Source organism: Rhodopirellula sp. J20-39 (assembly GCF_057365095.1).
This window is the reverse complement of the sequence record NZ_CP195123.1, coordinates 224,187-237,983: the sequence shown is the minus strand read 5'-3', so window position 1 is coordinate 237,983 and position 13,797 is coordinate 224,187. Positions and strand designations below refer to the sequence as shown.

The window sequence follows — 13,797 nt, the reverse complement described above, 5'->3', positions numbered from 1 at the left end:
TGAGCGTCGCGAAAGGGTGCCAATACTTTACTTGCCGATGCGTTCGTTCGTCAGTGTATCAACGTCTTTGTTTGCTCAGGAAGTTTCGAGACGTTCGCATTTTCAGTTAGAAAGAATTTGGGCGATAGCCTTCGGTTTTGGAAGTGGCACTCGCAATTCGGTTCCATCGGCGGTCACCGTCGCGTCCACTGCTTTGGTCACCCCGTCTTTCGTAACGGTGATTTGATAGTCGCCCAGGAAACCGCGTAGTTGACTGTTGCCGTCGTTGTCGGTGCGAGTCACTTCGTCGGTCCACCACTGGTTAGCAACGAGGTCGACAAACACCTCTCCCGCTGGCTTGAGCGTCCAATCTTCACGCCACAATGCGGCGGCGGGTTTCCAGTGCATCTTTTCCCAAAATCCCCACTGCACGATCGCAACAAAATTGGGGTGACTGAACGAGGCGATCATCACATCGCGGTAGTAGTCGGCTTGCAACTCTTCGTCATCACCTGCTTCGACATCGAACTCACTGAGTTGCAGACGTGGCGCGATTTCAGCGAACTCGTCGTAGACCCGCAACAGTTCTTCAGGCGGCGTCAGAGAGGTCAAACCGAAGTGGGCCATGAATCCGACGATATCAGGAGTTTGACCTTTTTCGTTTAGAAAGCGAATGATCTTCTTGTACGGTTCGCGTTTGTATCCATCGGGCAGCACTTTCCCTTCGTTGATCGCATGCGTTGCGTCAGGCGCTAGCCGTCGAGCTTCCGCCATGATCTCGGCGTAGATCTCGGGGCCGCCGTACTCAATCTCATAGGTGTGTTTTCCCCAACCGATAATGTGGTTGATCGTATCCCACTCAGTGACATATTCGGACGTGGCGGGAAGCACGTCGTTCATGTGCGCCCAGAGCCATTCGCGATGAGCCTTCGGATCACCGACGAATTCCTTTTCGACAGCATTGAAGTCCATCGGCGCCCAGGCGATATAGTGACCTCGCACACTGATGTTATTGCTGCTCAACCAAGGGAGCGTCCTATTGAAGAAGATGTCATGCTTGCGTCGTGCCTCAATGCTATTGACTTTGAGTCCTTTCCATACGTGGGGCCGCAGTTCGGATTCAAAGGTGACACGATCGAAATACTTTTCAACAACCTCACGGTACTTCTGTGCTTCGTCCCAACTGACGAAAATTTGTCTCTTCGGATTGATTGGAAAATCATTCTGAGGAGCCCCCAGAACCTCCGAGTTGACCGCGTTGCCGAATCCAAACGCATGTTTCTTCATCGCGACATGAACTTGGGCGTTCGGAACAGGACGATCATTCGCATCAACGACTGTGATCTTGAGATCACCCTTGCGGATTTTCTCAATTCGGGCGAGTGCTTTCTTCCGCCAAGCGGCATCTTTTTCGCGACCTTTGTACATGATCGTTGACCGTGGCAACGTCGCGATGTCTCGTTCGTTGCCGTAGTTCAACAATCGCAAATCCGCGATCTGCACAACGGTTCCGGCTTCGCCGAGTTGCATGCGAAAACAGGACTCCGCCGGATCAAAGTCTTGATTCGCCTCGAACGAACGAACGTGCTGTGTCCACTCGCGATACGCGGACAGGTTGTAACGGTACGATGTTTCCTCGGTTGCCGAGTCAACGTAGAGGTAGGTGTTGTTCGGTTGCCCCCCCGCACCCGGACGACGCATCCAAAACGAGAGCAAGACGACATCGCCTTTGGAAACGGATCCGTTGATCGGAACACTCACTCCGATGTTTTCAGGATCACTGAACCGAGTGTCCGTTTCGACGCTGTACACGTCGGCGAAAGGCGTGTCTTCGGATTGGATCCATTGCGCCTGGCCAGTGACGTTGCGAGTTTCAAACTCAACCGAGTGCTCGGGACCAAACGACAGAACGTCAACTCCGCCTTCGGGCGGCACGATGACGGACGATTGCGAGAATACGTTGTCGGCGGAACTGTGGTAAGTGAAAGTCAGCGAGAAGACGATCGCAAGGATCGCGGAAGCGGAAAGCGTAAACCTATCAACGAGGTTAGCGTCGGTGTTGTGCATTGCTATTGTTCTGAAGAGGTTGCCGGGTTTCGTATTTTTAGATTGCGATAAGAAACCAAGGGCTTCAACGCAGTGTTGCGGTTTGGTTTGGAATGATGGTTGGAAGATTCAATGTGTCAGTGGCTGTCAAGATCGATCGCGTCGAGGCCACCTATTCAGCGAGAACTGATGCGTTCCTGCCGCGAGGGTCTGGCTCTCCTTGCCTCCCGGGAAAACGACCGTTGCCGTCGTGTTTGGCGGGACGACGACTTCCATCTCGAGTTTTCCTTTCCGCAGTTGCCAACCACTGACGGCGGCTCCGTAATTGGTTTCGAGCTCCGCACGTGCTGACGTGAGAGGCCCGCCGACGAGTGGACGGACGAAGAAATGCTTGTAGCCGGGATGCTTCGGGTCGGGCAATAAACCTGCAACACGTTCATACATGAACTGGCCGATCGCGCCGTAGGCATAATGGTTGAACGAATTCATACTGGCGTCGCCAAAGCCATCGGCGTGGCTGTAACTATTCCACCGTTCCCACATGGTGGTCGCGCCCTGGTTGATCGAAAAGAACCACGACGGATAGCTTTCTTTGAACAGCAATTCGTAAGCGATGTCCGAATGCCCCAGTTCATCGAAGACCGGAGCGATTAGTGGTGTCCCCAAAAATCCGGTTCGTAGGTGCCGATCCGCGTCTTCGAACTTTTTCAAAAGGATTGCTTCCACTCTTGTTCGCTGGTCAGGTTCAATCAGGTCGTAGCCAAGTGCCATCAGGCAGGCGGTTTGGGTGTTCGCACCGGGATGAGGTTTCTCACCTGGAAAAAAGCGTTTTGTAAACGCCGTTCGGATATCGGCGTGTAGTCGGCCGTATCGCTTTGCGTCGCCATCGTTGCCCAGTGCGGAGGCGGCTAAGTGAAGGATGCGGGTGCCGCGTCCAAAGTAGGCGGTGGCGATCAACTCCTGGGCCGTATCGCCTTTTCGGTCTGTCTTGGTGTAGGGCTGCAACCAATCGCCCCATCCTTTGAGATCGGGGATCAAATCCTTCGAGCGACGTTCATAAACCGCCACCCATTTCTTCATTGCCTCGTAGTTGTCACGCAGAATACGCTCATCGCCTGTGCGTACGTAAACCTGCCAAGGTGCCGTCACGATCACGTCGGCCCAACCCGGGCTTGCGTAGCCAAATGGCGTCGAAGGCACCGTGTGTGGAATCTCTCCCTCACTGGTTTGCTCATCACGTACGCTTTGCAGCCAACGAGCCCAGAATGAATGAACGTCAAAATTGAAGAACGACGTTGGCAAGAAAACCTGCGCGTCACCCGTCCAGCCGAGTCGCTCATCACGCTGCGGGCAATCGGTTGGGATGTCAACAAAGTTGCTGCGCTGGCCCCAACGGATATTGCTTTGCAATTGGTTCAGTTTGTCGTGCGACGATGTGAAGCTGCCCTTGGATGGAAAGTCGGTATGAATCACGTTGGCCACAACGGATTCGGTGGTTAACTCTTCACCCCTGGCCAGCCCGCTCAGTTCGACGTATCGATAGCCAAAAAAGGACAGCGACGGTTGATAAGTGGCCGTTCCGGTCTCGGCCGCGACGTAGGTGGCTTGCGATCGAGCGGAGCGGTAGTTTGCCGTGTAGAGCGTGCCGTCCTGTTGGAGCATTTCCGCGAAACGGATCAAAACCGTTTCGCCTTTCGTGACGGGGATCGTGACGGTCGGAACGCCGACTTGGTTTTGACCGAAATCGAAAACGTACTTGCCCGGTTCCGGCTGCGTCATCTCAACCGCTTCCGACCGCTGCATCACACGAACCGGCGGCATCGGTTTGGGAACAACGGCAATTGCCGTAGTGGATCTTGTTAAAGATCCCTCAACCGCCGGATCTTTAACAAGATCCACCACGGGTGCCTTGGCCTTCACAGGCTTCCATGCGGAATCGTCGAAGTCCGGCTGAGTCCATTGGCCGAATTCCTTCGACGCGTCGTAGTCCTCGCCGTGATAGAAACCGCCCGCACGAATTGGACCTTGGTCGGTGGCTCGCCATTTACCGTCCGTGACGATCGTTTCGACGCTGCCGCCGGCGTAGGTGAGTTCCAACTGTGCGAGCAGTCTCGGCGTCAGTTTGGCCAACTCGCTACGTTTGCGCAGCAACAATTTGCCCGCGTGCCAGCCCTCACCGAGCACCGCGCCGATCGCGTTGTTACCGTCGTGAACCAAGTCAGTTACGTCGTAAGTCAGCGACTCGACGCGTTTGGAATACATGGTGTATCCCGGCGACAGCATGTCGTTACCAACACGCACACCATTGATTTGGAACTCATAAATCCCCAGAGCCGACGCATACAGGCGAGCTTGCAAAACTTTCTTCGGCGATTCAAATTCTCGCCGCATGTAGTAGGCAGGGTGGGCCGTTGTCTTGGGATACGGATCAAACGCGTCATTCTCAGCCACTTCTTTTTGCTTGCGAACGCCATTGATTTCGTATTCCACACACAGGGTCTTATCGTCACCCGGAGCAGGGTCACCGCCGAGCCGAGCGGGAACAACTCGGATCGGCGTCGATCCGCGCTGGATCGCTCGTCGGATGTTCTCGGTAACAACGCGAACCTTATCGCCACCCGCGATGCGATTGCCGAATTCCGCCTTCAATATCTTTACTTCATCGGGCTGGCGACTCCCGCGGTCCAACTCGATCCACTGAGCGTTCCAATCATCCTGACCGAGCAATCCCATTTCGATCGTGGCCTCGTCGCTCCACTCGGACTCGCGATTCTGATCGTCCCAGAACTTGACGCGCCACGTGACTTGTTGTCGCGAATGAAACGCGGGGCCCTCGTATCGGATCCACACCGATTGATCGGATTCCACTTTGCCGGAGTCCCAGATGGAAACGGTGTTTTTACCGGACACGGATTTAGGCTGAACGACGATTCGATATGCAGTTTGTGCTTTGACGTCCTCGTCGACGGGCAGCTTCCACGAGAACACCGGCGTCGAATCGTAATAGCCGATCGGGTCAATAAAGTTCTCCCCGACGGTAAGCGAATGTGGTCGAAATTCGTTCGCGACAGCGCAGGTCGTGCCGAGCCAAAGCAATAGCACGGGGAGCGAAATTCGGTTTATGTTGATGTAATGCATGGTGGGGAGCTATTTCTTCATCTTGACGTTGGTGTTTTCGATTCGTCGGGCCGCGTCGAGTTGTTGTGAAAGACGGAAGACGTGTTCGCGTTGCTCGGGCGAGTCTGCGAGATTCCTGCTAGGCGTGTCAGTGTCCTGGTGATCGTAAAGCTCTCTCGCGATCACCCGTTTCGTACCGGCCTGGATCCATTCGGTGTATCGATAGCGATCGTTTCGCAGGCTGTAACCCATCGTCGAGCCACGCGGGTATTGCGTAAGTGCGAACGATCGGAACTCCTGGTCAGGGTTTTGCAGCAACGGTTGCAGGCTTTTGCCGTCGCACGACTCAGGGACATCGCCACCGGTCATGGATGCCACCGTGGGGAAAATGTCGACGATTTCCACCAAGGCTTTGGAGCGTTGTTCACGTGAGTGCGTCGGCGCAGAAATGATCAGCGGGACATGCGCGTCCAACTCGAAATTGGTGTGCTTGCACCACAACCCGTAGTTACCCAACTTGTACCCGTGGTCACCCCACAGAACGACGATCGTGTCATCACGAAGACCGAGTCGGTCGAGTTCCGCCATCACCTTGCCGACTTGTGTGTCCGCAAAACTGACCGACGCGGCGTATCCGTGCATAAGCTCTCGAGTCATCTCATCAGACAATTCACCTTCGTTCGGAATTCCGTGATAAGCACGTAGCTCGCCCCAGATCGTGAAAGCGAGTCCCGGCGATTCGTAAGGACGTTCGCGACTCGGCACAGTAAACTGTTCACGCTTATATAGATCCCAGTAGCGTTTGGGGGTCGCGAATGGCAGGTGCGGTTTGGCGAAACCGACACACATGAAAAACGGTTTGTCTTTGTTCTCTCGCAAGGAAGCGATCGCCTGATTGGCAACGACGCCATCGCGATAACCTTCATCTTCGGTGACAAAGCATTCCGTTGGCGGTCCCTTCTCCGCGAGACGCGTTTTCTCGACTCCGAGGTGTTGCTCCTTGGCCTCTCTAACGCGTCTCGCAATCCCTTCAAGCGTTTTGGGATCAGCGTACTTTTCGCTGGGCGGTTCCGGGATCTCCGACCAAGATGTTTTGTCATCGCGTAAGTGGTGGTACACCTTTCCGAAGGAGGCGGTCACGTAACCACGTTGCTGAAAGTACAGCGGCAACGTCATCGCGGTCTTGTTCACCTTACGCAGCGGAGTGAACAGATCCACGATCCCGGTGTGATCCGGATACTGCCCCGTCATCATGCTAATACGAGACGGCGCACAGAGAGCCTGCTGGCAATAGGCGCTTTCGAAAAGCACTCCTTCGGACGCTAACGCATCGATCGAAGGACTGTGAATCGAATCGACGCCATAGCAACCGAGTTCCGGTCGGAGGTCGTCAATATAAAAGATTAGAACGTTCTTCGCAGTTGGTTCCCTTTCGGCACTTTGAGCGCGAATGGATTCCACGTTTGCGAAAACCGCGACTGCAAGCCAAGTCCATAGGAAGCGAGTCATCGAATTGGTTGAGTCTTTCAATGGAAGTTTCGTTGGTGATGAGTGATTTTGAATGGATCGAGAACATGAATAGCGTCGGAGGAGGTTTGGTCAGTGGGGCTTTAACGGATTGATTAACCTTGATGCTCTTCAAACAACGACACGAACTCCTGATGAATCTTCGGATGCTGTTTCGCGACATCTGTCGTTTCACCCGGATCCGATGGCAGATCGAATAGTTGGGTTGGTTGGTCCAATCCGTAGCGAACTGCTTTCCAATTGCCCCGCCGGGCGGCTTGGAAGACTTCGCCGACAACGCCCGAGTTGGGGTCACCGACTTGTTTGCCGAACTCCCAATACAACGTTCGTTCGGGAATCGGGTTTGGGGCATCACTGAGCAGCGGATAGATCGACGTTCCATTCGTTTTGACACGTGGAACCGAATGCAATGAAACGCCAGCAATATCGGCGAACGTGGGCAGCACGTCGGCAAAGGACCATGGCGTATCATCGACTCGGCCGTTTTCGATTCGTGCCGGCCAGTGAGCGATCATCGGTACGTGAATGCCGCCGTCATACAGATCCCGTTTCATACCTTTGAACGGCGCCGCGGCTTCAAAGAAGTCCGGATCGCCACCGCCTTCATCGTGCGGGCCATTGTCGGACGTGAAAATGATCAGAGTATTTTCAGCGATGCCTCGCTGTTTCAACGTGTCAACGATCTTGCCCACGTAGGCGTCCAAAGCCGTGACCATGCCTGCGAGTGTCGCGCGTGGCCGAGCGACCGGTTCGGGGTAATACCACGCGTACTGGTCCGACGGTTCGCCAGTGGACATTCCGGTGTACGGAGTTTCGTCAAACTGCGATTCGTATGGTTTGACGAATTCTTCCGGTGCGGCGAGATCGGCATGGGGGGATGAAAACGCGAGCATCACGAAGAACGGATTCTCGTGATCCTGATTGATGTAGTCGATCGCTTCTTGGGCAAACATCTCCTGTGCGTAAGCTCGCTTCTTACCACCCTCGTTTTCGGTGATGCGTAGTTTACGTCCGTCACGCCACAGGATCGTCGGGTACTGCCGGTGACCTTCGAGAATCGAATACATGCCAAACCACGTATCAAATCCCATCGCCAAAGGATCGGTGACACCCATTTGCGATCCGATGGAGTACTTGCCGAACAAGGCGGTGTCGTAGCCAGCATGCTTGAGCACGTGCGCCATTGTGACGTCGATGTCGGCCAATTGGACTTTGTTCGAATTGTTCCGCATGAGACGTCCGTCGCGTCCCGTGAACAGCGAAACTCGAGAAGGCGAACAAACGGTGTTGCCCGCGTACGCGTTCGTGAACCGAATTCCATTGGCCGCGAGACGATCCAAATGAGGCGTCTTGATCGGCGTGTTGCCATACGCACCGATCTGATTGAACCCCATGTCGTCGGCCAAGACGAAGATGATGTTGGGGGCTTCAGACCTTGTCGGTTCAGCGGCGATCGAGGACGCAATCATAGCGAGCCCGAGTGTGCTGAAGATGACATAGTGGAATGCGTCCATCGAACGCAAACGAGTTCGAAAAGACGTCAAAAGGAAAACTCTGAGTAATGGTTTCGAGGGAAGCGTTTGTGCGAAAAATTGAGCGAGCGGTATCCTGTTTCTGTTTTCGTTACAGAATCTGCTAAGTGTCGATCGGTGTGCTGAGCTTCTGACCACCTCGATCCGTGTCGGTGTTCCATCGTGGTTCGCCCTATTGGCTTTCACGTTAAGGAACCAGTTCGTAGGTATTCGACAAAACGGATTCATCGGTTCACCTTCGGCTTGGCAACGAAAGCACGGATATTTGGCAATGAATCTTCGGTTTGTCGCCGGACAGTCTGATAAGAATAGGAACCGCTTCGGCGCCGGGGACCATGTTGAAAACTCGGCCCTTCTCGGTTGCCTTGATCGTCATCGGAGCATCTGATTCGACGACGACGGTACCTTGCGGCTTGACGATTTCGATTCGTGTCTCGGAGACTTGACGGACTTCTTCACCCGACGGCGAAATGATCGGAAGCACCAACGCCGCGGTGTACGCCTTTACTGCCTGAGGAGAAACAGAAGCCGTGATCAGTGCGTGCGTGGCGTTGAATTGATATTGAAGTTCGCATGCCGAAGCGTTGCCGGCGAGCTTGTCGCGTGACTCGTTTTGCAGCGAGGTCTTCACCTGAACGTCGATTTGCTGCCCGTCGTCGTTGGTGGTTACAATCGCCGTCAAGTCATACAGATTCGTGTACCAACCGTCGTCCCTGCGACTTTCGAGGCGAGTCGTCAGCGGGAAGTCTTCGCCCGGTTGTGGTTGCATGTTCAACGGCTCGACCATTTCGTAGCGAGCCATGCTTGACGCGAGTAGCAAGCCGACTTTGTCGTGGTAGAGCACCGCGAGCGAACCGCCGGTGGGTTGCTGCAACAATCCAGATTTCTTTGTCTTGTAAATCGAATCGTATGCCGAAACCGTGGCTCGCCATGGACCGCGAGCCGCCAACCACACGTCCAATTCAGGAAAGTGCTTGACTCCGTCCGCCGTTTGGCGTGGTAGAGGCGTCGTGCTGTCGACTTTGGGCATCGCGTGCATTTTGTCTTGGACGAGTGCCATCACTTTCGCGTGAGCAAACGTGTGGTGCATGCAGGGCTTAACACCGTGGGAAACGTAATGCGGGCCGCCGTGCAAAAGCCCATCGGCGGTGCATCGCTGCAACAATTCGGCGTTCTTAATTGCGGCGGTTCCGAACGCCGGGTTGTAGTCCGCCATCAGGCTGAACGCGGGCTGGCAACCGTCGGACGTGCGGCTGCCCCAGTAGCTCCATTTCTGCGAGCGGGTGCCCCAACTGTTATCCCACGCACCATCGGGCAACATGAATTCCAAGTGACCGTTGAGAGTCTTGACGGCAAGGTCCAGCATCTCTTGGTCGTTGACTGCGAGAGCGTAGAGAACGACACCGTTGAGTGATTCTTCGACGTTGTAACCAAGGTCCACCGGCAGCAGCCCGCGACCGCTGCGGTTGTTATTCGGCTTGCCTTCGCCCCACAGCAACGTGTTCGGATGCGTGAAGAACTCTTTGACTCGTTTCGCGAATTGTTCACTTCGCTGCGTGTACTTCGGATTGTTCAGCAATTCGCCAAACAGGTGAAAACCATAAACGCCGGTCATCCCATAGTTGAGATTGGTGAAATCAATCTTCTTAAAGTCACGATCGAGATAACCACCAACAGCTTCGTCCAAACGTTTGGTCCAGGCAACTCGCCGCTGTTCGTCCAACACTTCCCCGTGGTAGTGCAGTGCTTCGGCGAGTGCGATCGCACCGAAGATGGTCGTGCCCTGCCATGCTTTCGGATTGATGTCGTTGGTCCAACTCCCATCGGGTTGACTGACGTTGTTTTCGGCCCAGTCGTAAACATTGATTGCCGCGTCAAGATATTTTTGTTCCCCGGTCGCGTGGGCCAGGTGCATGAACGGATACAACGCGTCGCTACAGCGTCCGTGAATATGGCTGCATGCCGGGCAAAGGAGCGCGCCGTGCAATCCGGGATTCCCCGGCTCGTTAACCTGGTGCCGAATCATGCCGTCACACCAGTCCGTCAGCAGATTCTTGGTAAGCCGATCAAACTCCGTCCCAGCCGTATCGCCCGCAACAAGCTCCGCCCCGAAGGATGGGAGATTGGTAGAAATTGCTGCCCCGATGCCAATTCCAGCGACCAGTGTATTGAATTGTCTACGGTCCACGTTGTGTCTCTCGAAGTTAGCTATTGGCCAGACCCAGTGGAGATCCAACCGGGATGGGTAGGGCCGCAAGGAGTAGGCCAGCCGCTAATGAGAGATGGTTGTCGATCTAATTGCGCACTGACCCGCTAGTAATCCCGAGTTCTGGGAGGAAAGTTGCGCGTAATTTCGTAAAAGCACTAAGGATTTTTTGCGTTTTTTTTCTTGTCAGTGAGCAAAACGCCTGATCTTAAAAAATGGCGAAAGGTGCCAAGAAACTTACCGTCGACCCATTCCGCGAAAGCGACCGATAATAGCGAGCTTGGTTGAATGGGGCTGGGCATAAGATGGCAGACAGCGTTGTCGGCTTGCTAAGTCGTTACCACCTCAAACGGGCGCTATTTTGTCCGCGATGCTGCACATGTGATGGGCGTTTACGGACTGGCTGAAGTATTAGTGCTCCAGTGGTTTAGGTGACCCACCATCTCCGCTACTCGTTCGGGTTGCTTTTCAGATAAATCGATACGGTCATCGGGGTCGGATTTCAGATCGTAAAGTTCATTTCCCGTGGGACGCGCAATAAGCTTGTTCCAGCCGTCAATGACAACGCGAGCAACCAAGCCATTGTCCAAGTCTTCGAGTTGATCCAAATCGCTGTCGTGCTCATAAACGTCCACGAACACGCGGTTGCGTTCCTGCAATAACTTGGGATCACGCAGGTCGAGCCCGATCATCTCCGCGGGCGGTTGGATATCACAAGCGTGCAAGATGGTCGTTGCAATGTCGATGTTGCTAGCCAAAGTCGTTCTGTTGCGAGCAGGTTTGATGGCTCCTTCATGCGTGATGAAAATCGGTGTCCGGATACCCGCTTCGACAGGCTCCCGTTTGGAGCGGATGCTGACGTTTTTGCGTTCGGGATTCTGAACCCATCCGTTGTCACATGTAAAAACGAAGATCGTGTTTTCATACATGTTCTTCTGCTTCAAGTAATCCACGATTTGCCCGCAACCTTCATCGAGCCATTCCACGTTGGCCCAGTATCGCGCTGTCGGCTCGTCGGGGGCGATATCCTTGTACTTGTTGAAGAGTCGATCCGGTGCGTTATGAGGTGCGTGCGGTAGAAAGACCCCGTACCAGATGAAGAACGGTTGTTCGTTTGCTTCGGCTTTATCGACGAAATCATAGATCGGCTGCATTGTCTCGCGGCCGATCTTCAAACCAACGTCACCGTGCCGTCCGCCACGCGAATGATCACCGTGCGTCATCGCATCGGTAAAACCGTGATCCAGTGGGTTGCCTTCCCACCATTTTCCGGTCTGCAGCGTCGCGTAACCGTTCTTCTGCAGTTCCTTCACGAATGATGGAAACTTCAACATCGGCGCGGTCATGCGGTCTCGGAACTCGGTTGAAATCTCGCGGTACTTTACCGCTTTGCGGTTGGTCCCCGCAGGCAACACGGGATCGTTTCCTCGGATGCCGATTTGGTGTGGGTACTTCCCCGTCACTAGGCTAGCGAGAGACGGTCGACACAGTGGTGCGGTGACGTATCCACGCTCATAGACCAGTCCACGTTTCGCTAACGCATCAAGGGCTGGTGTTTGAATATGAGGGTGTCCCATAAACCCATAATCGTTCCATCCTTGGTCGTCGCTGAGTAGGAACACAACGTTGGGGCGTTCGGCACGGAGCGATGTGGCTGTCAGCGTCGTCAGGAAAGCTAGAAAACAGGCTGTAAAGAGTCGGTTCATCATCATCCAGAGTTTGAAAAGCAGGTTGGAATTCAATTTCTAATTACGAGACGCTTTTTTGGGCTTCTTTCGAGGAACCCAAGTCTCGGGGGCGTCCAGCATCAGAGGTTCGTGGAACACAGTCAGCGCATCACCCTGCGACTTGATCCAGGCGTTCAATTCGAATCGCAATTCGGACTCGACGTTTGCGAGTTTCGCTGTTCCTGCGAGATTGGTTAGTTCGTCGGGATCCTGCTGAAGATCGAACAATTCGTATTCAGGCCTCGCGTAGTACCTCGACACAATTGCATTTGCTTCAGCGTTCGTCTTCGCCGCTTCCATCCACTCCTTGAAATAGTCTCCCGAGGTCGCGCGGAGCAGAAGATCGATGTGGGATGTGAACGCGAATTCTGGATGTGGATTCCATATCAACTTGTGTCGATGAGTACGGACGCTGCGACTCAGGTAAACGTTCATCAAGAGATCACCGCTGTGCGTCGTGAAAATCCGCTCGCGATGTTGTTGTGAACTTCCCAGAAGAACCGGCAAGAAAGATCGCCCATCCAACTGTTCCGGTAGGTTTCCGCCGCCGATTTCAATCAGCGTAGGAAGGAAATCAATCCAGCTCACCATCGCGTTGGTTCGCGTGGCTGCTTCGATTTTGCCTTTGTGTGAGATGATCAAGGGCACACGAATGCCTTCGTCGTAGAGGCACCATTTCCTAAACGGAAATTGAGCACCGTGGTCACTAGAGAAGACAAACACTCTGTCGGCGGATAGATGGCGGTCGCATAGCGAACGTAGTTCCCCCAAGTACGCGTCGAGATTTTTGACTTCTTGCAGATAACGCGAACGTTGGACACGCGTGCGTGGCGTGTCCAGCAATTGTGGCGGTATCGTCATCGACTCCGGATCGACGCTCGATTCGCTGGGCCAGGGCACGTGCGGATCCGATACCCCGACAAAAAGGGCCAGCGGGCGTTTGTCGGTTCGTTTCTCGAGAAAGCTTCTAACGGTTACCTGCAAGTCAGGAATGTTTTGTTTCAGGTCATAGACATCAAAGTGGTAATCGGGAGCACTACGAAGATGAGTAACTTTGCCAAACGCGGCGGTTTGGTAACCGAGGTCATTTAGCACTTTGGGAAGCCGCATGACATCGTCACGCGGGTAGCTATGATTTTCCTCGGCCCCGTTTCGAGCTGGCATCAATCCGGTCAACAACGCCGCTCGACTGACCGCACAGGATGGGCTAGCGACAAAGGCCTGGTCAAAGGTCATGCCTTCTGCGGCCAATTGATCGATCGCTGGTGTCTGAATGTTTGTGCCGCCATAAAGCGGTAAATCTCTCGCCGAGAGATCGTCCGCCAGATAGACAACAATGTCAGGCAACCGCTGTTCGGCGGAGTATGCATGTGGGGTGAATAACGCGGACAGCACACCGCCGATTAACAAGAAGCTCGCGATGAGCCGACTTGCGATTCCAATCATGTATTCGTTCGTATATCGAGTTGAAGTTTGTTTTGGAACGACTCGCTGGCTCATGCAAAAGAATCCGCTCTTTTAGTTCCCACTCTTCAGCCTGGAAATTGCAAGGAACCTTCTGGTCAAACAAGCGTTCTTTGAACCCGTCTGACTCGCTAATTGTTGAAAAGCACAGCTCGGTTAGACGAGTCCGGCCTCTTCAGTGAGTTTCCTAGTATTGCAT

At 54.1% G+C, this 13,797-nt stretch carries 7 protein-coding genes; all 7 read right to left on the bottom strand.

All coding sequences use genetic code 11. The features are described from left to right. Positions 1-102: 102 nt before the first annotated feature. The 7 genes from ACR3ZL_RS00780 to ACR3ZL_RS00750 all read right to left on the bottom strand — a co-directional run bounded on the left by ACR3ZL_RS00780 (position 103) and on the right by ACR3ZL_RS00750 (position 13,580). The gene (locus ACR3ZL_RS00780; protein ID WP_473649786.1) at positions 103-2,046 is read right to left on the bottom strand and encodes an endo-1,4-beta-xylanase; all 1,944 of its coding nucleotides are present in this window, start codon (positions 2,044-2,046) and stop codon (positions 103-105) included. Positions 2,047-2,172: 126 nt separating this feature from the next. Next, positions 2,173-5,163 carry an alpha-L-rhamnosidase gene (locus ACR3ZL_RS00775; RefSeq protein WP_473649787.1) on the bottom strand — a complete coding sequence of 997 codons (2,991 nt, stop codon included), beginning with the start codon at positions 5,161-5,163 and terminating at the stop codon, positions 2,173-2,175. Positions 5,164-5,172: 9 nt separating this feature from the next. Then, the gene (locus ACR3ZL_RS00770) at positions 5,173-6,672 is read right to left on the bottom strand and encodes a sulfatase (protein WP_473649788.1); all 1,500 of its coding nucleotides are present in this window, start codon (positions 6,670-6,672) and stop codon (positions 5,173-5,175) included. A 92-nt stretch (positions 6,673-6,764) separates the two neighbouring features. Beyond that, positions 6,765-8,138: a sulfatase-like hydrolase/transferase gene (locus ACR3ZL_RS00765; protein WP_473653440.1), complete on the bottom strand. Its 1,374-nt coding sequence runs from the start codon at positions 8,136-8,138 to the stop codon at positions 6,765-6,767. Between the two features lie 295 nt (positions 8,139-8,433). After that, the gene (locus ACR3ZL_RS00760; protein WP_473649789.1) at positions 8,434-10,389 is read right to left on the bottom strand and encodes an ulvan lysase-like protein; all 1,956 of its coding nucleotides are present in this window, start codon (positions 10,387-10,389) and stop codon (positions 8,434-8,436) included. A gap of 410 nt (positions 10,390-10,799) precedes the next feature. Then, positions 10,800-12,119, bottom strand: coding sequence for a sulfatase-like hydrolase/transferase (locus tag ACR3ZL_RS00755; RefSeq protein ID WP_473649790.1), 1,320 nt, complete (start codon positions 12,117-12,119; stop codon positions 10,800-10,802). Between the two features lie 33 nt (positions 12,120-12,152). Further along, positions 12,153-13,580: a sulfatase family protein gene (locus tag ACR3ZL_RS00750; RefSeq protein ID WP_473649791.1), complete on the bottom strand. Its 1,428-nt coding sequence runs from the start codon at positions 13,578-13,580 to the stop codon at positions 12,153-12,155. Between the last annotated feature and the right edge of the window lie 217 nt (positions 13,581-13,797).